Raw genomic sequence first — 20484 nt, 5'->3', positions numbered from 1 at the left:
ACCCCGACCCGCTGCCTGACCAGCATCTTGACCTGGTCACTCTGGCGACGACGCCACCAAGCCCGAGCCCGCGCATGCCACTACCGCACCCGAGCCGGACGACTACAACTCAGGCTGTAGTACTAGGAGCTGCCCTGATGGAGACGGTGGCCGCAACCCTCCACTCGCTCGGGCTGCCTTATGGGTTCCTCACCTGCGACTCGGACGTCCGCCCCTTCTACCAGCGATCCGGCTGGACGCACCTGGCCGAACACCCCGTTCGGTCGATTCGTGTCGATCACGCGCCGGAGGTCGACCGCCGCAACGGCATGCTGCTGCCGGTGCACGGCGCCCTCGCGGACTGGCCCTCCGGACCCATCGAGCGCAATGGCCAGGAGATCTGACCGGCAGCCGGGGACGAGGTCGGTGACCGATGGGGCGCCGTAGTGCGACCCTGGGCCGGTGATGCCCGGCCGGTCCGATCCCGTACAGGTCACGCGGGAGAACGTCCGCGTGCCACGCGACGAGTTCGTCGCGGTGTGGCACGAGGCCGATCAGGACGGGGCTGACTTCCTCGGCCACGAGGTCGCCGACTGGTACCTCAGCGCCGTGGTGCAGACCTGCCGATGGATGGCGGCGACACCTCTGCGTACGGCGCTGTGCGGTGGTCTGATCCGCTCGCCGGTGACGATGCGCTCCTGTCGAGCTCGACCGGAGTTGATCGAGGCCGAGTGCCGGGCGGCCCTGCAAGGGAGTGAGCAGTTCTCGACGGACGTCGCTGCGCGGCCCGGGTGGTGCGAGGGCGTCCAGGCGACATTCCGGTGGGCGTGGCTCCGGCAGGGCCCGTCACCGATCGAGCTCCGGCTCACCTGAATCTCGGCGCCGCGACGGGCTCGCCGCTCGTGGTCTGAACCGTTGGTCGTGCGCCGTGCCAACAACAACGCGCGGCCGCGATCGCGCCTGTTGTTCGCGCCTGAGCCAATGTCTCGACGTTAGGCTGTGGGACGTGTCGATGCGTGCCGTGGACCGACGCAGCCCGGTGCCGTTGTGGTCGCAGGTGCAGGACGACCTGCGGCGGCGGCTGACCGCGGGCGAGTTCGACGCGGTCTTCCCCGGCGAGAACGCGCTGGTCGCCGAGTACGAGGTCAGCCGCAACACGGTGCGCGAGGCCCTGCGAGGTCTGCGCGCCGAGGGGCTGGTGACCTCGGAACGGGGGCGGGCGCCGAAGGTCCGCCGGGCGGAGATCGAGCAGCCGGTCGGGACGCTCTACAGCCTGTTCTCCTCGGTCGAGGCCGCCGGACTCATGCAGCGTTCGGACGTCCGGGTGCTGGGCCTGCGGGCCGACGGTGTGGTCGCGGCTCATCTTGACCTTGAGGAGTCCACGCCGCTGTTCCACCTCGAGCGGCTCCGACGCGCCGACGATGCACCCTTGGCCGTCGATCGCGTATGGATGCCTGCGTCCCTGGCCGCGCCGCTGCTCGACGCCGACTTCACCCACACCTCGCTCTACGCGGAGCTCGCCGAGCGGACCGGTACGCGGTTGGAGTCCGGGCACGAGCGCATCCGCGCGCAGGTGCCCACCCCCGGTGAGCGGGCGCTGCTCGAGTGCCCCGAGGGCGCCGCGGTGTTCGTCATCGAGCGGACGGGCATCGCGGCCGGGAGGCCGGTCGAGTGGCGCCAGAGCATCGTGCGCGGTGATCGGTTCGCGTTCGACGCACGGTTCTCCGCGCACGGCTACCAGCTCGACGTCACGGCCTCCCGGGCCGTGAGCGTGTGACCCGCCGCGGTCAGGCCAGTCCGCGCAGCATCAGGTTCCAATAGAGAGCCGGGAGCCCGTAGCGCTTGAGGTACCACATGTCGCGGCGCGGCCGGGTCGTGTCGATGTAGGGGAACGACGGCTTCGGCGTCATGGAGTAGTCGAACTCGGCTAGCAGCATCGTGGACTGCGAAGTCGTCAGCGGGCAGGACGCGTAGCCCTCGTAGCGAGCGGTCGGCTCGCCGCCCTTCATGACCGAGAGCAGGTTCTCGACCGCGACCGGGGCCTGCTTGCGGATGGCGGCGCCGGTCTTCGAGTTGGGCGACGAGCCGGCGTCGCCGAGAGAGAAGACGTTGCCGTAGCGGGCATGGCGCATCGTGTGCTTGTCGATCTCGACGTACCCGTTCGGGTTCTCCGCGTCCGCGAGCGGACCCTTCTTGATCCAGTCGGGTGCGGACTGCGGCGGCACGAGGTGCATCACGTCGTAGGGCAGCTTGGTGGTCTCCTGCGAGTCGAGGTTGGTCACCGTCGCCTCGCGCTGCCCGGAGTCGACGGCGCTGACCTCGCTCTTGAAGTGCACGGTGATGCCGTAGTCGTCGGCGACCTTGGCCAGCGCGTCGGAGAAGACCTTGACCCCGAACATGCCGGGCGTGGGCAGCACGAGGTGGATGTCGATGTTCTCGAGCACGCCCTGCTTGCGCCAGTGGTCGGCGGCCAGGTAAGCGATCTTCTGTGGGGCGCCGGCGCACTTGATCGGGCCCGCGGGCATGCCGAACACCGCGGTACCCGAGCGGGTCTCGCGGATGAACTTCCACGTCGCCGGCGCGAGCTCGTAGGCGTAGTTGCTCGACACGCCGTCGCGGCCGAGGGTCTCGCCGAGCCCGGCGATCTTGCCCCAGTCCAGCTGGATGCCGGGGCAGACGACGAGGTGGTCGTAGCGGACGGTCTCGCCGCCGGCCAGGGTCACCTCGCCCGCATCGGGGTCGACCTCGGCGGCGGCGTCGGTGATCCAGGTGACCCCGCGGGGCATCACCGAGGACTGCGGCCGGGCGCTCTCCTCGACCGGGGCGGCGCCGCCGCCGACCAGGGTCCAGAGCGGCTGGTAGTAGTGCGTCATCGCCGGGTCGATGACCGCGATGTCGGTCTCCCCCGCCCGCCGCAGCCGTGCGGCCACGGAGATGCCGGCGGAGCCCCCGCCGATGATGACCGTCTTGTACTGGCGCGCCATGGCGTGGTCCTCCTCACATATGTAGGTACAAGCACGGTAACGATTCGGACGTCCTGCCTCAACCTTTCGGCGCGCTGGAAAAGTAGGGACATAGGGACTAGCGTCCGCGTCGCTGCTGTGTCCACGATCACAGGGGGTGTCGGTGCGGTACGGGTTCGCGATCGACCAGACGACGTGCATCGGCTGCCACGCCTGCACCGTGGCGTGCAAGACCGAGCACGAGGTGCCGGTGGGGCAGTTCCGGACGTGGGTGAAGTACGTCGACCAGGGCACGTTCCCGAACAGCACCCGCGACTTCGGAGTGATGCGCTGCAACCACTGCACCGACGCGCCTTGCGTGACGATCTGCCCGACGCAGGCGCTGTTCCAGCGCGACGACGGCATCGTCGACTTCGACCGTGACCGCTGCATCGGGTGCAAGAGCTGCATGCAGGGCTGCCCGTACGACGCGATCTACATCGACGAGGACACCCACACCGCGGCGAAGTGCAACTTCTGCGCCCACCGGATCGACAACGACCTCGAGCCGGCGTGCGTGGTGGTGTGCCCGACGCACTCGATCTGGGTCGGCGACCTCGACGACCCCGGCTCGGGCATCGCGAAGCTGGTGAACTCCCGCCCGACCCAGGTCCGCTCGCCGGAGCAGAACACGGGACCGAACGTGTTCTACCTGGGCGCCGAGCGCGCGGTCCTCGACCCGCTGGCGGCCCCGTCGAGCTCGGGCTATCTCTACTCACGGCCCGACCCCCACCGCAGCGAGGTGTCACGGGACCTGGCCATGGACCCCGTCACGAAGGCCCGTACGACCTTGAACACGGCGCATCCGAGACCGTGGGGCTGGCGGGTCACGACCTATCTGTGGGCCAAGGGCGTCGGCGGCGGCGCTGTGCTCCTCGCCGCGCTCGCGCTGCTCGCCGGCATCGACCTCGGCGTGCTCACCACCATCGTCGCCCCGGCGCTCGGTGTGCTGGGCACGGCCGCGACCGGTGTGCTGCTGATCGTCGACCTGAAACGGCCCGACCGCTTCTGGTACATCCTGACCAAGTCCAACTTCCGGTCCTGGCTCGTCCTCGGCTCCTACGCGCTCGCCGCGTTCGCGGCGGTCTCGGGCCTCTGGTTGCTCTACGGCATCGCCGTCGAGACCGGGCTGCTGGACTCGAGCCCGGCGGTGTGGACCGTGCTGGCCGTCCTGGGCATCCCGACCGGGATCATGGTCGCCGGTTACACGGCGTTCCTGTTCGGCCAGGCCGAGGGGCGCGACCTCTGGCAGTCGCCGCTGCTGTTCTGGCATCTCGTCGTCCAGGCCCTCATGGTCGGGTCCGGTGCCCTGGCGATCGCCGCGCTGCTCGCCGGGACGGAGAGCGCTGCTTTGATCACCCGCACGCTCGTCGTCGCCACCGTCGTCCACGTGGCGATGCTCGTGCTCGAGTACTGCGGGCGGCACGCGACCAAGGCCGCCGCCGTCGCGGCGCACCTGGTCACCCACGGCCGCTACGCCCGGCAGTTCTGGGCCGCGGGCGTGGCGCTGGCCCTGCTGGGCGCCGTCCTGGCCCTGCCGTCGTGGGGCGGGGGCCTGCTCGCGCTCGCTGCTCTCGGCGGGCTCGCCGTGCAGGTCGCGTTGCTCACCTACGAGTCCGTGTTCGTCCGCGCCGGCCAGGACCTGCCCCTGTCCTGACGCCCGCTCCCCGACCCACCACCGGAGAGAAGCGATGACCGAGACCACCCCCAGGGACGCGGCACCGACCCGTCCGGCGCCGCCCGCCACCGCCCCCGACGACACGCCCCCGGCGCACGACCCGCACCCGCTGCCCGGGGCGCGCACCCACGAGCACCTGCGCAACTTCCCGCCGGTGGAGAACTGGGATCACCACGTCGAGTACGACGCGAAGGCCCACCCGCGCAAGGTGCCGCGCGAGTACATGCTCGTGCCCACCACGTGCTTCAACTGCGAGTCGGCCTGCGGCCTGCTCGCCTACGTCGACAAGGACGACCTCTCGGTCAAGAAGGTCGAGGGCAACCCGGCGCACCCGGGCTCGCGCGGGCGCAACTGCGCGAAGGGCCCGGCCACCATCAACCAGATCGACGACCCGGAGCGCATCCTGCATCCGCTGCGGCGGGTCGCCGACCGCGGCGGCGGACAGTGGGAGCAGGTCAGCTGGGACGCCGCCCTCGACGACATCGCCGGACGCATCCGGCAGGCCATCCTCGACGGCCGCCACGAGGAGGTCACCTACCACGTCGGTCGACCCGGCGAGGACGGCTTCGCCGAGCGCATGCTCCAGGCCTGGGGCGTCGACGGGCACAACAGCCACACCAACGTCTGCTCGTCGGGCGCCCGCTTCGGCCAGACCCTGTGGGGCGGCTTCGACCGCCCGTCGCCGGATCACAGCAACGCCAAGGTGATCCTGCTGTTCTCCTCGCACCTGGAGACCGGGCACTACTTCAACCCGCACGCGCAGCGGATCATGGAGGGCAAGGGCGCCGGGGCGAAGCTCGTCGTGGTCGACCCGCGGATGTCCAACACCGCATCACACGCCGACGTCTGGATGGCGCCCTGGCCCGGCAGCGAGGCCGCGATCCTGCTCGCCATCGCCTCCCACCTGCTGCGCACGCGGCGCATCGACGAGCCCTACCTGCGGCGCTGGTTCAACTGGGAGACCTACCTCGCCGAGCTGCACCCCGACGCCGACCGGACCTTCGAGGCGTTCCTGGACCGGCTCGAGGCCGACTACGCCGGCTACACCTTCGCGTTCGCCGCCGAGGAGTCCCAGGTCCCGGTCGAGCGCATCGAGGAGCTGGCCTCGCTCGTCGCCGACTGCGACCACCGGCTCTCGGCGCACATCTGGCGCTCCGCGGCGGCCGGCAATCTCGGCGGGTGGCAGGTCGCCCGCTGCCTCTGGTTCGTCCTCGCGCTGACCGGCTCGATCGGCACCCGCGGCGGGACGAGCCCCAACGGCTGGAACAAGTTCATCCCGCACGGCCCCGACGTCCCCGCCCACGACCACTGGAACCCGCTGGTGTGGCCGGGCGAATACCCGATGTCGACCAACGAGATGTCGATCCTGCTGCCGCACTTCCTGCAGGAGGGACGCGGGCGCCTCGAGGTCTACTTCTCGCGGGTGTTCAACCCGATCTGGACCTACCCGGACGGCTTCACCTGGATGAAGACGCTCTCGGACCCCGAGAAGGTCGGCCTCCACGTCGCCCTGACCCCGACCTGGTCGGAGACCGCCGAGTTCGCCGACTACGTCCTGCCCGTCGGGCACGCCACCGAGCGCCACGACACCCACTCCTACGAGACGCACGCCGCGAAGTGGTTGGGCTTCCGCCAGCCGGTGCAGCGAGTGGCCCGCGAGCGCCTCGGCCGGCCCGTCGGCGACACGCGGGACACCAACCCGGGCGAGGTGTGGGAGGAGAACGAGCTCTGGTTCGACCTGTCCTGGCGGATCGACCCCGACGGCTCGCTGGGCATCCGCCGCCACTTCGAGTCGCCGTACCGCCCCGGCGAGAAGGTCACCGTCGACGAGTACTACCGCTGGATCTTCGAGAACCGTGTGCCCGGCCTGACCGAGAAGGCCGAGGCCGAGGGCATGAGCCCGCTGCAGTACATGCGCCGTTACGGCGTCGTCGAGGTCGCCACCGACCTCTACCGCCAGGACGAGCGCACGCTCTCAGCGGCCGAGCTCGAGGGGACCGTCCCCGACGAGCAGGGGGTCCTGCGCAAGCCGACCGACGACGACTCCGTGCCGCCGCTGATCGGCGAGGCCGGCGCGGTCGGGGTCCGCCACGCCGACGGCACCGCGACCGCCGGCTGGCTCACACCGTCGCGCCGGCTCGAGGTGTACTCCACCGCGATGCGGGATTGGGGCTGGCCCGAGCACACCACGCCGGGCTACATCCGCTCGCACATCGCCCGTTCGGAGATCGACCTCGACGCCGGCGACCTCGTGCTGGTGCCGACCTTCCGGCTGCCGACGCTGATCCACACCCGCTCCGGCAACGCGAAGTACCTCAACGAGATCGCCAACTCGCACCCGCTGTGGCTGCACACCCGCGACGCGCAGCGCCACGGCGTCGTCACCGACGACCTCGTGCGTCTCTCGACGGCGATCGGCTACCTGGTGGCCCGCGTGTGGGTCACCGAGGGCATCCGGCCCGGGGTGTGCGCGCTCTCGCACCACATGGGCCGGTGGCGCCTCCACGAGACCGAGGGCAGCCGGTGGGTCCAGGGCCTGGTCGACATCACGCACCCGGACGGGCCCGACTCCTGGAAGCTGCGCTACCGCGGCGGCATCGAGCCGTTCGAGTCCGACGACCCGGACTCCGAGCGCATCTGGTGGAACGACCCCGGAGTGCACCAGAACCTCGCGTTCGGCGTGCAGCCCGACCCCTGGTCGGGCATGCACTGTTGGCTGCAGAAGGTGCGCATGGAGAAGGCGCACTCCGGCGACCGCTACGGCGACGTCTACGTCGACACCGCCCGCTCCCGCGAGGTCTACCGCCAGTGGCTGGCGAAGACCCGGCCGACGCTCGGGCCCGGTGGTCAACGGCGCCCCGAGTTCCTCATGCGGCCGGTCAAGCCGCGCCGCCGCGCGTTCCGGGTGGACGACGGCGCACAGCCCCCGCGCACCCCCGACCCCGGGCCGCAGGAAGGCGGTGCCTCCGGATGAGGATCGGAAGCACGGGCCGACCGCTCGATGAGGCCGCCTTGCGGGCCGCGATCGGCGCGGTGCGGGACCCCGAGCTGGACCGGACGCTCGACGAGCTCGGCACCCTCGACGAGGTGACCGTCGGTCGGCGCGGCCGGGTCCAGATACAGGTCGCGCTGGTGGCCGACGACCAGGCCGCTGCCCTCGCCGCCGCGGTACGGAGGGCCGCGCAGGACGCGGGCGGCACCCGAGTGGACGTCGACACCGTCCCGCTGCCCCCACAGCGGCGCGCCGAGCTCGCCGCCCGCCTGGCCGGCGACACGGGACGGTCGGCGGGGCCGGCGCCACGGATCTACGCCGTGGCCAGCGGCAAGGGCGGTGTCGGCAAGAGCACCGTCACCGCGAACCTCGCGGCGGCGCTCGCCGCCACCGGGCAGCGGGTGGGTCTGCTCGACGCCGACGTGTGGGGCTACTCGGTGCCCCAGCTCTTCGGTGTGCACCGGCCGCCCGTGGTGCTGGGCGGGAAGATGCAACCGATCCCGGCGCACGGTGTGTCGTTGATGTCGACCGGGTTCTTCGTCGACGAGGACGACCCGGTGGTCTGGCGCGGCCCGATGCTGCACAAGGCGCTGAGCCAGTTCGTCACCGACGTCGCCTGGGGCCCGCTCGACGTCCTGTTCGTGGACCTCCCGCCCGGCACCGGCGACGCCACGCTCTCGGTCCTCGAGCTCCTGCCCGACGCCGCGCTCCTCGCGGTCACCACCCCGCAGACCGCCGCCCGCGTCGTCGCGCGGCGGGTGATCCGCATGGCCGCCGACACCGGTGCGCCCATCGCCGGTGTCGTGGAGAACATGGCCGACGCCGTGTGCGGGACGTGCGGCGACACGACGGCGGTGTTCGGAACCGGCGGTGGCGAGGCGCTCGCCGCGGAAGCCGGGACGACGCTGCTCGGGCGCGTTCCGCTGGACCTGGCGCTGCGCGAGGCCGCCGACCGCGGAGTGCCGGTCGTCCGCGACACCCCAGCGGCCATCTCCGCCCGAGAGCTCCTGCGGATCGCCGAGCTGCTCCCGGCGACGCGGCGTCCCCTGGTTCGTCGCTCGCTCCCGCTCGCGGTCGTCTGAGCGACCGTCCTGCCGATGCGGGCCTCGGTCCGGCTGGTCACACCTCGGGCAGGGTCAGCAGCAGGGTCAGGACACCGAGCGCCGCCACCATGGCGGTCAACGACACCGCCTCGCCGGTGGCCGCGCTGATCGTCCGCGCTCCGCTCCCGACGATGCGGGCGTGCCGGCGGCGGCCGAGCAGGGCGCAGATCAGTGCCGCCAACAGGGCCAGCCCGGCCGGGACCCAGGCGAGGACGCTGCCCGTCCGGTTCTCCCGGAAGATCAGGAGGGCCCCGTTGGCCAGCATCGCCAGAGCCGTCCGGTCCCACGAGAGCGCCGTGCGTTCGGGCTGGAGCCCGGGCCGGGAGCGGAGGCGGCGCTGGCGCGGGTCCATGTCCTCCGGTCCGGTCACCGCGCCACCGAGACCAGGATCGCCACCGCCACCGTGATTACGACGAGCCCGATCGTCAGCAGCAGCGGCAGCCGGCTGGGCGGGAGATCCGCGTCCTGGCGCATCGCCCGTTGCACCTGGTGCCACCGGCGCAGGCTGAGGAGTGACACCACGATGCCGAGCACCGCGAGCAGCCCGCCGACCACGTGCCGAGACCCTTCCGGGCCGAACTCTGGGACGAGCTGGGTGGCGGCGACCCCACCGGCGATCAACGCCAGCGAGGTGCGGTTCCACGCCAGGAACGTCCGCTCGTTGGCCAGCGTGAACCGGTAGTCGGGCTCGATGTCGATCCCTCGATCCCGCTCGGACGCCTCGCCGGCCGGTGAGTCCGCCGTACCCATCGCCTGCCTCCGCGGCCGCCCGTCGCTCGTGCGCATCTCCCGGACCCGGGGTGCACGACGTCCCTATCAGGCCCGTCGGCTCGGCGCTGCTACAGCGTCCCGGTGAGCGCCTGGAGTCCCAGGCTCGACGCCGCTACCAGTCGCTGGTGTGCCCAACAAAGCGCACCGTTCACCTCCAGCATCGTTAGCTACGCTTACTTCCTATGTGCCAACATTGGGAGAAGAAGGGACGCCAGCGCCAGTACTCATATTCAGGAGTGAGCGTCGTCTCGCAATGAGACCACCCAAGCGGCCGTGCAGCGCCAGACTCGTGGCGTTGACGATGACGATGGCCCGTCCTAATGTAGGGACATCTCACCGGCAGGGAGGTCGCCATGCACGTCGAGGTCATCGCCACTGAGTCCCTCGGGGACCGCAGCTACGTGGTGCACGACGGCGAGGTCGCCCTGGTCGTCGACCCGCAGCGAGATCTCGACCGCGTTCACGCCATCGTGGCCGAGCAGGGTGTGCGGATCGGCGCGGTCGCCGAGACCCACATCCACAACGACTACGTCACCGGCGGCCACGCCCTGGCCGCCGAGTCCGACGCCTACTACCTGGTCAACGCCGAGGATCCCGTGACCTTCCACCGGCACGCGATCGCCGACGGCGAGGAGATCCCGGTCGGGACGTTGCGAGTCCGGGCGCTGGCCACCCCGGGTCACACCGTCACGCACCTGTCCTTCGTCGTGGACGACACCGCTGCGCCGGACGAACCCGCCGCGGTGTTCACCGGCGGCTCGCTGCTGTTCGGCAGCGTCGGACGCACCGACCTCGTCGACGCCGCGCGTACGACGGAGATGACCCACCATCAGTACCGCTCGGCGCACCGCTTGGCCGACGCCTTGCCCGACGAGACGCGGGTCTACCCGACCCACGGGTTCGGCAGCTTCTGCTCCTCCGGCGGCGCGACCGGCGCCGACTCGAGCACGATCGGCGCCGAGCGCCGGGCCAACGACGCGCTGCTGGCCACCGACGAGGACCGCTTCGTCGAGACGCTCATCGCGAACCTGACCGCCTACCCGCGCTACTACGCGCACATGGGCCCGCGGAACCTCGCCGGACCTGACGCGGCCGATCTCTCCCCCGTCGCCGAGGTCGACCGCGACGAGCTGCGCAAGCGCATCGCCGACGGCGAGTGGGTGGTCGATCTCCGCGACCGCACCGCGTACGCCGCCGAGCACATCGGCGGCACCGTCGGCATCGCCCTCGGCGCGCAGTTCTCCACCTATCTCGGCTGGATCATCCCCTGGGGCACCCCGGTCACCTTGGTCGGCGACTCCGCCGAGGCCGTCAGCGAGGCCCAGCGCCAGCTCACCCGGATCGGCATCGACCGTCCGGCCGGCTCCGCCGTCGGCGCGCCGTCCGACCTCGCGCCGTCGGGCGACCTGCGCCGCTACCCCACGGCGACGTTCGCCGACATCGCGGCACGCACCGGCACCGAGGCCGACGAAGCCGTCCTCGACGTGCGCCGCGACGACGAGCGGGCCCGAGGCGGCATCCCGTCCGCGCCGCACGTCCCGCTGCAAGACCTCCTGACCCGCCTCGACGACCTGCCCCCCGGGCGCCTGTGGGTGCACTGCGCCGCGGGCTTCCGGGCGAGCATCGCCGCGAGCCTGCTCGACCGGGCCGGACGCGACATCGTCCTCGTCGACGACGACTACGCCCACGCCGTCGAGCTCGGTCTCGCGACGGGCTGACCACCCCCTCCCTCGCCACAGACCAGGGGCCGCCGAGCCCTCGGTCCGCGCGCGAGCCTGCGGCGAGGAGGCCGTATGACGTTCGCACTCGAGATCGCCATCGGCCTGGTGATCGGCCTCGTGGTCGGTGCCCTCGGCGGGGGAGGCGGTGTCCTGACCGTGCCCGCCCTGATCTACCTGCTCGGCGCCTCCACCCACGAGGCGGCGACGGCGTCACTGATCATCGTCGGCGTGGCCGCACTGGCCGGCCTGCCCGCGCACGCCTGGCGCGGCAACGTCCGATGGGGCGCCGGCGTGGTGTTCGGCCTCGTCGGGACCGTCGCCGCCCTGGCCGGGGCGGTCGGTGCCCGCTACCTCGACCCCTCCGTTCTCCTGCTCGCCTTCGCCGGCGTAATCACCGTGGCGGCGGCCCTGATGATCCGCGACGCCCGCCGCGGGCAGGCCGGCGAGGAGCCCACCGACGAGTGTGCGGTCGACGTCGTCCCGGCCGGAGGGGGTGACGTCACGGAGCGCCCGAGCAACCCGTCGACGAGCCCGTCACCGCTTCCGGACGGCGGTGCGCTCCTCACCGTGCCCCGGCCCTCGACGGAACCGGCGACCGGCGACCGGTCCCGGACCGCGCAGGCCCTCATGGTGGTCGGCGGGGGCCTGGCCGTCGGCCTCATGACCGGGCTCTTCGGGGTCGGCGGAGGCTTCCTCGCGGTCCCCGTCCTGGTCCTGGTCATGCGCTGGCCGACGCGCGCGGCCATCGGCACGTCGCTGCTGGTCATCGTCATCAACGCCGTCGCCGCCCTCGCTCCGCGGCTCGGCGCCGAGGTCCTCGACGTCCGCCTGATCATCCCAGTGACCGTCGCGGCGGTCGTGGGCACGCTGCTGGGCAAGGTCGCGTCCGACCGCGTCTCCTCCCCCGCCCTGTGCCGCATCTTCGCGGCCGTCCTCCTCCTGCTTGCCGGCTACACCGCCCTGCGCTCCGGCATCGCCCTTACAGCGTGAGACCCGCCATGGTCCTGATCCTCATCATTGTCGGTATGTTGGTACTAATACTGAGCAACGGAAGGACATCGATGACGAGCGTTCAGGAGACCTCGGTCGACCAGCTGGCTGCCTCCGGGTGGACCCCGGGCAGGCTCGTGGACGTGCGCTCCGCCGAGGAGTTCGCCGAGGGCCACGTCCCGGGCGCGGTGAACGTGCCGCTCGACGACGTCGTCGCCGACCCGGGTCAGTTCGGCCCCGAGCCGCTCCAGATCATCTGCCGCTCGGGTGGCCGGAGCGCCAAGGCCGCCGAGGCCGTGGAACAGGCCGGGACGCCGGCCATGTCCATCGCAGGAGGTACGGCGGCGTGGATCGAGTCGGGACGCCACGTCGATATCTTGAGCTGACAGACGTCGTCATGGAGGACTGGTGACCACTGCCCACATCGACGCCGGCACCGTTCGCGGCCTGCTCGCGTCGCACCCGGAAACGCGTCTGATCGATGTCCGCACCCCCGGCGAGTTCGCCGCGGCGCACATCCCCGGATCGTCGAACGTGCCGCTGACGCTGCTGCGCGAGCTCCGCGACGAGATCCGTGCCGAGCACGCCGATCCCGTCGTGCTCGTGTGCGCTTCGGGCGCTCGAGCCGAGCAGGCGCGGGCAATGCTCGACCGTGCCGGCATGGAGCGGCTCCAGGTGCTGCGCGGCGGGATGACCGACTGGCAGCGCGACGGGGGCGAGGTCAGCGAGGGCCACGGCACCTGGGCGATGGAGCGCCAGGTCCGTCTCGCCGCGGGGTCGCTGGTGGTGACGGGCGTGCTCGGCAGCCTGCGCTACCGCCCGCTCATCGCCCTCGCGGGAGCCATCGGCGCCGGGCTGACATTCTCCGCGATCAGCAACACCTGCGGCATGGCCCGCATGCTCGCCCTGCTGCCCTACAACCGCCGCGGTGCACCGGACGCCGCGGTCGCGCTGGACGCGCTGACCTGAGCGGGGCCGCGCCGGATCGTTGACGACATTCGTCCTGAGTTCCTACAGTACGAATGTCGGAACAATCCGATCGGGAGGCGCCATGCAGCCTCGAGCCTGCCGCTGGCGCTCACACGGCATCGGTGACGCGTGGCCCGACACGGCGACCTTCGACGACTACGTCGCCGGACGCTGCGACCGCCTCGGTGCCGAGGTCGTGATCGACCTTCGCCCGTGCTGTGAACGCACGGCTCGCCCGTTCCGGCGGGCGATCGCCGGCGGGCCCGACTGCGCACTTCACGCGGTCCGGCAGGCCGTGATTGTTCTCGCCCCGGAGCTGGCGTGGCTCTGGTGCCCGCCGGAGCCGGCCACCCGGAGCCCCGGACACGCGGGCACCATCGTCCGACTCTGTGCACGTCTGCGGCTGCCGACCCTGCTCGTCGAGGACGACGACCAGACCGCCGCGGCGGCCGGCCTGATCATCGACCGCGCGTCCAACCAGCGAGTCCCGTCCGTCGTGTCAGCCTGAAAGCCCTCGGAAGACCAGCGAAGGAGCTCCGTGACCGCCGTCCCCGGCTCCGCACCGTCCAGCACGCCGACCGGACCGGACTACGCACCGATCGGCACCGTCGGCGCGAGTGCGATCGCAGCGGCGGCCGTCCTGCCGGCGCTGCCGCTGCCCCGGCTGGCCGGAAGGCCTCTGCCGCTCGCGCTCCCCGCACGCCTCTACGTCTGCGGCATCACCCCCTACGACGTGACCCACCTCGGGCACGCGGCCACCTTCGTGTGGGCCGATGCCCTGGCCAGGGTGCTCCGCCTCGCCGACATCCCCTCGCTCACCACCCGCAACGTCACCGACGTCGACGACGTCCTGACCGCCGCGGCGGCCCGGCAGGGTGCCGACTACGCGTCGTTCGGTCTGGTCCAGGAGCACCAGTTCGACCGGGACATGAAGGCCCTGTCAGTGCGGGAGCCGCAGCACGTGCCGCGGGCCCGCCACCACATCGACCACGTCATCCGGCTCGCGTCCACCCTCCTCTCGCGCAAAGCTGCCTACGAGCGAGACGGCACCGTGTACTTCCGTGCCGGCGACATCGCGCTCGACCACGGCCTCGACCGCGACGAAGGCCTGCGCCTCCTGACCGAGCGAGGCGACCGCCCCGACGACCCGAACCGTGACGACCCGTTCGACGTCCCCGTGTGGCAGCGATCCGGGCCCGAGGACCCCGCCTGGCCCAGCCCCTGGGGACCGGGCCGGCCCGGGTGGCACGCGGAGTGCTCGGCCATGGCCCTCGCAACCCTCGGCGGACTCGTCGACGTCCTCGTGGGGGGCAGCGACCTCGCGTTCCCCCACCACGCCTACCAGTCGGCGATCGCCGCGGCCGTCACCGACGGACCCTTCCGCCGCGCCACCATGTCGGTGGGCGCGGTGCGCTATCGCGGGCACAAGATGGCCAAGTCAACGGGCAACCTCGTACTCGTCAACGACCTGCTCTCCTCGGCCGCCCCGGCCGCGCTCCGGTTGATGCTCCTGCACCGGCCGTGGTCGCACTCGTGGGAGTTCGAGCCGTCCGAGGTCACCGCGGCGACCGAGACGCTGGACGAGCTCTACCGGGCGGCAGGACGGGCCGGCGGGAGCGACGGTCCCGTCGCGGCCGTGACCCGTGCCCTGCTCGACGACCTCGACGTCCCCACCGCTCTCACGATCGCCCTGAGCGAGGGAGGAGACGCCGCCCGCTTGGTCATCCGGACTCTCGCACTCGATTGAGTACGCGAACGACCGCAACTCCCCCGGTAGTCGCGCGGTCCTCGAGCAGCGGCGGCCTGAGCGCAACGCCGTTGTCGGGGACGTGCGGCACTCTCCTCTTGGGAGGGCGGGACGCAGAAGTGTCCGTCCCCACTGCACGGAAGGACGTGGGCCGGATGGTCGGCACGGCGAAGGTCAGCGGCGTCCCGCGCGTTCAGACCGTGCCAGCGTGGGTCGAGCGCCCCGCGGCGGAACTCGCGTGGCTGGAGCACGCCCTTGTGTGGATCTACGTGAAACGCGGCCGATCCCCCGAGGTGCACGGAGCGCAGTGCGCGCTGGCCTGGGTGGGTGGGGTGTCGACGAGTGCGCCGGCGACCGCCGACAGCACAGCTCCGACGCGATGGCGGGCGATGGGCGAGCTCATCGTGTGCGGCGCGGTGTCGAACGGCGATCCGTATCCGGAGCCGCCGTGGTGGCGCGAAGCCGGGATCGCCAAGCTCGAGACGGCCGGTCGGCGGGCGTGGTGGGAGCAGTGGTCGACCCACGGGTGGACGAGGGCCATCGCTGGTGGCGCCGGACGTGCGTTGAGCTGGGCGATGGGGCTGGGAGAGGACACGCCGCCGGTGCTTCCGCGGCACCTCGAGGGCGGCTCTTCCGTCACGGAGGCCGCGCGCCGTGAGTGCGCGGCGATCATGCGGGAGGCGCTGACCCGGCCGCTTCCGGGTCGACCCGTCGCGACCGATCGGACAGCTCAGGCCTCGGCCTCTGCGTCGACGTAGTCGTCGACCGCCACGGCGTCCTCGCCGTCGTCGTCACGCCACTCGCTGTCGGCTCCCGTTCCTGTCGTGTCGTCCTCGTGCCAGGCGGCCAGCTGCTGAGCGCGGTCGTCGTCGGCGTGGCGCTCCTCGAGCACCTCGCGATTGCGGAGCTCGGCGGCGACCTCGTTGGCACGCGTGGTGGCCGCGGCGACCTCGTCATCGTCCGGCGCGTGGACAGAGTCTTCGTCGACGCCGTCGGGGGCGCCGACAGCAGCCTCGCGGATGTCAGGAACATCGGTCTCACCGACAGGCCTGTCCTCCGCGTACCTCTCGTGATCCCGCGCCATCGCCTCCGGCCGATCGATCTCGTCGTCCGCTTCCTGGCCGCGCCGTGGGTCTGCTTGGTGGGCGCTGTCAGGTGCCTCGTCGGTCGGGCCGTCGCGCGTGCCGGTCTGGTCGATGTCGTGGTCGGTGATGTCGTGGTCGGTGATGTCGTGGTCGGTGATGTCGCGGAAGGTGTCGTCGTCGCGGCGGCTCGCTCGGTCGAGAGCGAGCCACTCCTCGGCCGTGACCGCGGGCTTCGGGTCATCGGCGGCGTCCTGCTCGGCGAGGTACTGAGCGGACGCCTCGCCCATCGTGCGTGTCATCGCGGTGGCCGCGTACCACTCGGTGTAGGTCTGTGACTGCTGTTCCAGGGTCGCGCCGTGACGTCTCAGGTTCTCGGCGAGCGCGTCGGCGTGGTCGGCTTCCCGAGCGAGGCGGCCACGCTCGTCGGGATCGTCGAGCACGGAGTCGGTCTCGGCGCGGCGTAGCGCGGCGGTCTGTCGGTGTCGCGCTTCGGCTTGGCGCGTGCCGGCGAGGAGGTTCTCGACGTAGGCCGGGCCCCAGGCCTGCTCTCTTTCCCAGGCCCTGACCCGAACGCGGTGACCGGCCGGTGAGCACTCGAGCTCGTCGCGCTGGTACTCCGGCAGGCCCGCGGCGCGGTGGGCTGCGCGGTAGGCGGCGAAGGCCTCGACGTGGCCTCGCGGAGGAGCAGAGCCGAGCACTTCGGCGGCGGTCGCGGGCCGACCGGCGTCGCCTCCGAGCAGGGAGGTCACGGCGTTGTCGTCGGCGATCGGCACGCCGCCGAGCTCTCGGTGTGCGGCGACGGCGCTGGCGCGCGCGGCCCATGCCTCCCGCGCGTTCTCGTCGGTGGGCACCGGCCCGAGGCCGCGCAGCGCCCAGGGGGGTGGATCGGCCGCGAGCGCGGCACCGAGGTCGCGGGCTCGTGCGTCGGCAGCGTCGGCCAGTGCTTCGAGGTAGCGACGGGTGTCGTGGTCGATGTCGTCAGGGATCCAGTGGGTCCAGGTGGCGCCGGTGGGGTCGAAGGTGTGTTCGGCTCGGATGCGTCCTCGGATGACGTCGCTGACCCGGCGGGCGCCCTCGAGGGGGCGGTCGGCGACGGCATCGCGCAGGACCTCGGCGGGGTCGTGGCCGGCGATCTCGGCCTGGCGCAGGAGCCGGGTCAGGCCGGCGGTGCCGTCCTCGGCGGCGACGCGTGCACGGTCGTGCGGGGTGAGCGAGTCTTCGGCGACGAGAGCGTCGAGATGCCGGATGGTGCGCTCGGTCGCGACCTGGTGTGCGAGGTCGGCGAAGCGCTCGCCGGCCATCTGGACGGACGCGGCTCGGGTGGCCGCGTCGTCCTGTGCGGTGCTGGCCGAGCGGTGCTCGTCGTCCACCCGGTCGCGGGACTCGAGGATGGTGGCGAGGACGGCGCGCGGGTCGCGGTGGACCTGATCGTTCTCGCTGCCCTGGGCGGCGTCGTCGGGGCCGGCGACGGTGGCGATGTGCGCGGTGTTGGACATCCGGCCCCGGGAGAGGCCGACGTACAGGGCGTTGAGGTCGGTGCGTGGCGTGACGACGGGATGGGCGCTGTCGACGGTGGCGCCCTCCGCGGCGTGGACCGTCCCGGCGTAGGACAGCGTGACGTCAGCCGCCACGTACTCCGGCGGGAGCACGAGCCTCTCGCCCTCAGCCGGTATCGCGGCGTCGCTGCTGGATCGCGGGTAGAGCGGCTCGCCGGCTCCGACGACGGCGACATCGAGGGCTCCGTCGTCGCGCACGGCGGTGACGCGGTAGTGCTCGCGATTGATCGGGCCACGTCGGTTGCCCTCGTAGCCGGCGAGCTCCCAGGCGACGCGACGGCCCTGGACGACATCGCCGACTCCGGCGTAGGTCCCGTCGCGCAGTGGCAGGCCGTGTTCGTCGACGCGACCGAGGCGCACCAGCTCGTCGCGAATGGATGTGGAGACGCGCGCGGCCGCCTCGTTGGTGTCGACGACGAGCAGGGAGCGCTGGCCGGCGAGGGTGTCGGCGAGCCAGGCCCGGGTAGCGGATGCTTCGGCGTCAGCGAGGGTGCCGGCGTCGAGCAGGCGCCCGTGGCGGTGATAGTCCGTGATGGCGTCGGGGTCACCGGCTCGCAGGCGCAGCGAGGCGTCGCGTTCCCAGGGCTCGTGGAAGCGACGCGCGTCCGAGAGCTCGTAACGCGCGCCGGCCTCGGCGACCATGTGCATCGCACCGCCCGCACCGACGGCCCCGAGCTGTCGGGGGTCGCCGACGAGGAGCACCTTGGCGCCGGCCTCGTTCGCATAGGCGTGGATCGCGGCGAGCGCGGCGGTGTCGGCCATCGAGGACTCGTCGACCACCACCAGGTCACCGGGGCGCAGTCGCCACCAGCGGTCGTCGTCGAGCGGCGTGCGGTGCGTTGCGGCCGCGGAGTCGAGGCGGCGCTGCGTCGCGAGCCAGCGAGCCGTGTTCGCGGCGGTCAGACCCTCGGCGGTGAGCACGTCGGCGGCCACCTGCGCTGTCGCCAGACCGAACGTCCGTCGCTCGGGCTCGTCGGTGCGCCGGTGGGTGGGATCGGTCCAGGCGCGGGCCAGCGAACCGACGGCGAAGCTCTTGCCCGTCCCGGCCGGCCCGATCAACGTCTCGAGCCGCGCGCCGGACGTCAGGACGCCGGTGAGAGCCGCGGTCTGATCCACGCCGAGCTCGATGCCCTGGCCTCGGAGATCCTCGACGAACCGCTGCACCTGACTCGGGGTGAGTCGCAGCCCGTCGCGAGCCGCAGTGGCTGCCCGCAGCCGATTCTCGCTACGCAGGTGCTCCCGGGTGACGTACGAACGCCCACCCGGGGCCGCGTACACCGAGCTACCGTCGCGTCGGCGCAACGCGTCCGGCTCGAGGCCTTCACCCGGTGCCGCCGCGTCGATCGGATCGACGTGCTCGACGAGCGCGATGGCCTGGTCCGCGAGGCCGTGCAGCAGTCCCGCGACCTCGGTTCCATCGTGTCGTCCGAGGTGGTCGGGCAGGAGGGCGTTGATCTCCCGGACGAGGTCGGCGTGGGTGAAGCTGGTCTTCTTAGCCTGCACCGCCTCGAGCGCCGCCTCGATGACCTCCGAGGGCACGAACCGCTCCGCAGCGGCCGGCGTCCGCCCGGCCTGATCGCGAGCGGCCTGGGCAATACCCGCAAGCCCCCCGGCGACCTCGACGCGCAGCTCGTCGTCGACGCGGGCCAGGAACTCCTCCCGGCTCTCACCGCCGTGCGCCTTCGCCGCCCGGGTGGCCATCGTCGCCTGGCGCTTGATGCGATCACGCTCGAGGCCGGTGGCCTCCCGCTGCTTCGAGGCCTCGAACGCTTCGATCAGCTCGGCGGCGCGCCCCGTGATCTTGTGTGACCGGCCGGAGAAGCGGTCCCGCGAGGCGGGGTCGACCGCGGTCGCCTCCCGTGCAAGCCCGTCGGGACGCATCGCCATCACCACCCCGAGGTCCTGGATCAAGCTCTCGTCGGTGGTGCGCTCACCCACGGCCGCCGCAGCCGGCTTAAGGCGATGGATCGCTCGCGAGTCCAGCGTGCGCCACTGGCCGTCGTCTGCCTGCTGACGGTTGAGGGTGGCGTTGTGAATGTGGAGCTGCGGGTCGTGGTCGCGGGAGTCGTGCTGGAAGAAGCTGGCGACGACCCAGTTCTGTGCGTCGACCCACCGCCCGGCGGTGCCGCCGTGGTGCCCGACGCGGGCGTAGCCGGCGTGGTCCTGCAGATATGACAGGGCAGCGTCGTTGCCACGCCAGATCGCGTCCTCCACGGTCTCGCGCAGCCGCCCCCACTCGGCGGCCTCCTCGTCCAGGCCGGCGGCACCGGCCTTCACCTCCTCGGCCTCGAACGCGGTGTGCAGCAGCGTCACCGACTTCTGAACGCTGAACGTCAGGTCCAGGAAGGCGACGTTCTGCCGCACCGCCTTGCTCGCCTCGACGCGGAGTTCATCGCGGCGTTCAGCCGACGCGTCGGGCTCTCGTTCGAGGGCATCCGCGTACAACTGCTCGGCCGACTTGTACGCCCGCCCCGCGTGTCCGAGCGTCCCGTCGTCGCCGAGCTCGTCCCACCGGTTCGGATCGCGGAAGCCCTCGGCGCGGGGATCGAGGAACCGCGAGTAGATCGCCGTCATGTCCTGCGCGTCGACCTCACCGTCAAGACCGAGCGCCTCCGCGCCGGCGCCCCACCAGCGCCCCGGTGGCTCGCCCTCGGCGACCGCGCCGGTGTAGTAGTTCTCCCGGCCGCTCGCGACCTCCTTCAGCAGGTAGGCCGGGTTGTAGCCCGTCGCGACGCTCAGCACCCGGACCACCCGCGGCGCAGGACCTCGCATCCCGACCGAAGATCAACAAGACGGCGGGCGCCGGCTTCGCCGCTCCACGGCCGGCCGGAGGCCGGCCGAGACCCGAGGATCGTGATGCCTCGGTGTGCGTCTTCTGATCTTTCCCTTGA

At 72.0% G+C, this 20484-nt stretch carries 17 protein-coding genes; 13 read left to right on the top strand and 4 right to left on the bottom strand.

Annotated features, from left to right (window positions below; translation table 11 throughout):
- The first annotated feature begins 74 nt into the window (after nt 1–74).
- The 3 genes from QSK03_RS29830 (at nt 75) to QSK03_RS29820 (ending at nt 1756) form a co-directional block, all read left to right on the top strand.
- Nucleotides 75–383: a GNAT family protein gene (locus tag QSK03_RS29830; protein WP_285659226.1), complete on the top strand. Its 309-nt coding sequence runs from the start codon at nt 75–77 to the stop codon at nt 381–383.
- A gap of 109 nt (nt 384–492) precedes the next feature.
- Complete coding sequence (locus QSK03_RS29825) at nt 493–852, top strand: hypothetical protein (RefSeq protein ID WP_285659224.1); 360 nt, start codon at nt 493–495, stop codon at nt 850–852.
- A gap of 139 nt (nt 853–991) precedes the next feature.
- Complete coding sequence (locus tag QSK03_RS29820; RefSeq protein WP_352232074.1) at nt 992–1756, top strand: GntR family transcriptional regulator; 765 nt, start codon at nt 992–994, stop codon at nt 1754–1756.
- A 10-nt stretch (nt 1757–1766) separates the two neighbouring features.
- Here the strand turns inward: QSK03_RS29820 and QSK03_RS29815 are convergent, their stop codons facing one another.
- Nucleotides 1767–2963, bottom strand: coding sequence for an NAD(P)/FAD-dependent oxidoreductase (locus QSK03_RS29815; protein ID WP_285659222.1), 1197 nt, complete (start codon nt 2961–2963; stop codon nt 1767–1769).
- A gap of 136 nt (nt 2964–3099) precedes the next feature.
- Between QSK03_RS29815 and QSK03_RS29810 the strand changes: the two genes are divergently transcribed.
- Genes QSK03_RS29810 through QSK03_RS29800 form a run of 3 tightly spaced genes read left to right on the top strand, consistent with a single transcriptional unit; the run spans nt 3100 to nt 8733 of the window.
- Nucleotides 3100–4638: a 4Fe-4S dicluster domain-containing protein gene (locus QSK03_RS29810; RefSeq protein ID WP_285659221.1), complete on the top strand. Its 1539-nt coding sequence runs from the start codon at nt 3100–3102 to the stop codon at nt 4636–4638.
- Between the two features lie 34 nt (nt 4639–4672).
- A complete protein-coding gene (locus tag QSK03_RS29805; RefSeq protein ID WP_285659220.1) occupies nt 4673–7633 on the top strand; it encodes a molybdopterin-dependent oxidoreductase in 2961 nt (986 codons plus the stop codon).
- Nucleotides 7630–8733: an Mrp/NBP35 family ATP-binding protein gene (locus QSK03_RS29800; RefSeq protein ID WP_285659219.1), complete on the top strand. Its 1104-nt coding sequence runs from the start codon at nt 7630–7632 to the stop codon at nt 8731–8733. The genes QSK03_RS29805 and QSK03_RS29800 overlap by 4 nt, the downstream gene beginning before the upstream one ends.
- Nucleotides 8734–8770: 37 nt before the next feature.
- On the opposite strand, the gene QSK03_RS29795 is transcribed toward QSK03_RS29800, so the two are convergent.
- Complete coding sequence (locus tag QSK03_RS29795) at nt 8771–9124, bottom strand: DUF202 domain-containing protein (protein ID WP_285659218.1); 354 nt, start codon at nt 9122–9124, stop codon at nt 8771–8773.
- Nucleotides 9121–9504 (bottom strand): YidH family protein, encoded by a 384-nt coding sequence (locus QSK03_RS29790; protein ID WP_285659217.1) that lies wholly within the window; start codon nt 9502–9504, stop codon nt 9121–9123. Before QSK03_RS29790 ends, QSK03_RS29795 begins: the two co-directional genes overlap by 4 nt.
- Before the next feature lie 374 nt (nt 9505–9878).
- On the opposite strand from QSK03_RS29790, the gene QSK03_RS29785 reads away from it, so the two are divergent.
- From QSK03_RS29785 to QSK03_RS29755, 7 genes are all read left to right on the top strand, one after another.
- Nucleotides 9879–11243, top strand: coding sequence for an MBL fold metallo-hydrolase (locus QSK03_RS29785; RefSeq protein ID WP_285659216.1), 1365 nt, complete (start codon nt 9879–9881; stop codon nt 11241–11243).
- 75 nt (nt 11244–11318) lie between these two features.
- The gene (locus tag QSK03_RS29780) at nt 11319–12236 is read left to right on the top strand and encodes a sulfite exporter TauE/SafE family protein (RefSeq protein WP_285659215.1); all 918 of its coding nucleotides are present in this window, start codon (nt 11319–11321) and stop codon (nt 12234–12236) included.
- An 8-nt stretch (nt 12237–12244) separates the two neighbouring features.
- Nucleotides 12245–12622 (top strand): rhodanese-like domain-containing protein, encoded by a 378-nt coding sequence (locus tag QSK03_RS29775; RefSeq protein WP_285659214.1) that lies wholly within the window; start codon nt 12245–12247, stop codon nt 12620–12622.
- Nucleotides 12623–12641: 19 nt separating this feature from the next.
- On the top strand, nt 12642–13205 hold the full coding sequence (locus tag QSK03_RS29770; RefSeq protein WP_502872236.1) for a rhodanese-like domain-containing protein: 564 nt from the start codon (nt 12642–12644) through the stop codon (nt 13203–13205).
- Nucleotides 13206–13287: 82 nt separating this feature from the next.
- A complete protein-coding gene (locus QSK03_RS29765) occupies nt 13288–13713 on the top strand; it encodes a hypothetical protein (RefSeq protein WP_285659212.1) in 426 nt (141 codons plus the stop codon).
- Between the two features lie 30 nt (nt 13714–13743).
- Nucleotides 13744–14952, top strand: coding sequence for a cysteine--tRNA ligase (locus QSK03_RS29760; protein WP_285659211.1), 1209 nt, complete (start codon nt 13744–13746; stop codon nt 14950–14952).
- Nucleotides 14953–15107: 155 nt separating this feature from the next.
- The gene (locus tag QSK03_RS29755; protein WP_285659210.1) at nt 15108–15710 is read left to right on the top strand and encodes a hypothetical protein; all 603 of its coding nucleotides are present in this window, start codon (nt 15108–15110) and stop codon (nt 15708–15710) included.
- On the opposite strand, the gene mobF is transcribed toward QSK03_RS29755, so the two are convergent.
- A complete protein-coding gene (mobF, locus tag QSK03_RS29750) occupies nt 15683–20344 on the bottom strand; it encodes a MobF family relaxase (protein ID WP_285659209.1) in 4662 nt (1553 codons plus the stop codon). The genes QSK03_RS29755 and mobF overlap by 28 nt on opposite strands.
- Nucleotides 20345–20484 lie beyond the last annotated feature (140 nt).

The sequence above is a fragment of the Actinomycetospora sp. NBRC 106375 genome (assembly GCF_030269665.1).
Lineage (GTDB): Bacteria > Actinomycetota > Actinomycetes > Mycobacteriales > Pseudonocardiaceae > Actinomycetospora.
The sequence above is the reverse complement of the archived record's forward strand: the minus strand, read 5'-3'. Positions and strand labels throughout refer to the sequence as shown.

Excerpts from the sequence above, each read along its gene's own strand:
- QSK03_RS29805 (WP_285659220.1), top strand. The coding sequence starts at position 4,673 with ATGACCGAGACCACCCCCAGGGACGCGGCACCGACCCGTCCGGCGCCG.
- QSK03_RS29815 (WP_285659222.1), bottom strand. The coding sequence starts at position 2,963 with ATGGCGCGCCAGTACAAGACGGTCATCATCGGCGGGGGCTCCGCCGGC.
- QSK03_RS29800 (WP_285659219.1), top strand. The coding sequence starts at position 7,630 with ATGAGGATCGGAAGCACGGGCCGACCGCTCGATGAGGCCGCCTTGCGG.
- QSK03_RS29780 (WP_285659215.1), top strand. The coding sequence starts at position 11,319 with ATGACGTTCGCACTCGAGATCGCCATCGGCCTGGTGATCGGCCTCGTG.
- QSK03_RS29830 (WP_285659226.1), top strand. The coding sequence starts at position 75 with ATGCCACTACCGCACCCGAGCCGGACGACTACAACTCAGGCTGTAGTA.
- QSK03_RS29755 (WP_285659210.1), top strand. The coding sequence starts at position 15,108 with ATGGTCGGCACGGCGAAGGTCAGCGGCGTCCCGCGCGTTCAGACCGTG.
- QSK03_RS29765 (WP_285659212.1), top strand. The coding sequence starts at position 13,288 with ATGCAGCCTCGAGCCTGCCGCTGGCGCTCACACGGCATCGGTGACGCG.
- QSK03_RS29785 (WP_285659216.1), top strand. The coding sequence starts at position 9,879 with ATGCACGTCGAGGTCATCGCCACTGAGTCCCTCGGGGACCGCAGCTAC.
- QSK03_RS29820 (WP_352232074.1), top strand. The coding sequence starts at position 992 with ATGCGTGCCGTGGACCGACGCAGCCCGGTGCCGTTGTGGTCGCAGGTG.
- QSK03_RS29775 (WP_285659214.1), top strand. The coding sequence starts at position 12,245 with ATGGTCCTGATCCTCATCATTGTCGGTATGTTGGTACTAATACTGAGC.
- QSK03_RS29790 (WP_285659217.1), bottom strand. The coding sequence starts at position 9,504 with ATGGGTACGGCGGACTCACCGGCCGGCGAGGCGTCCGAGCGGGATCGA.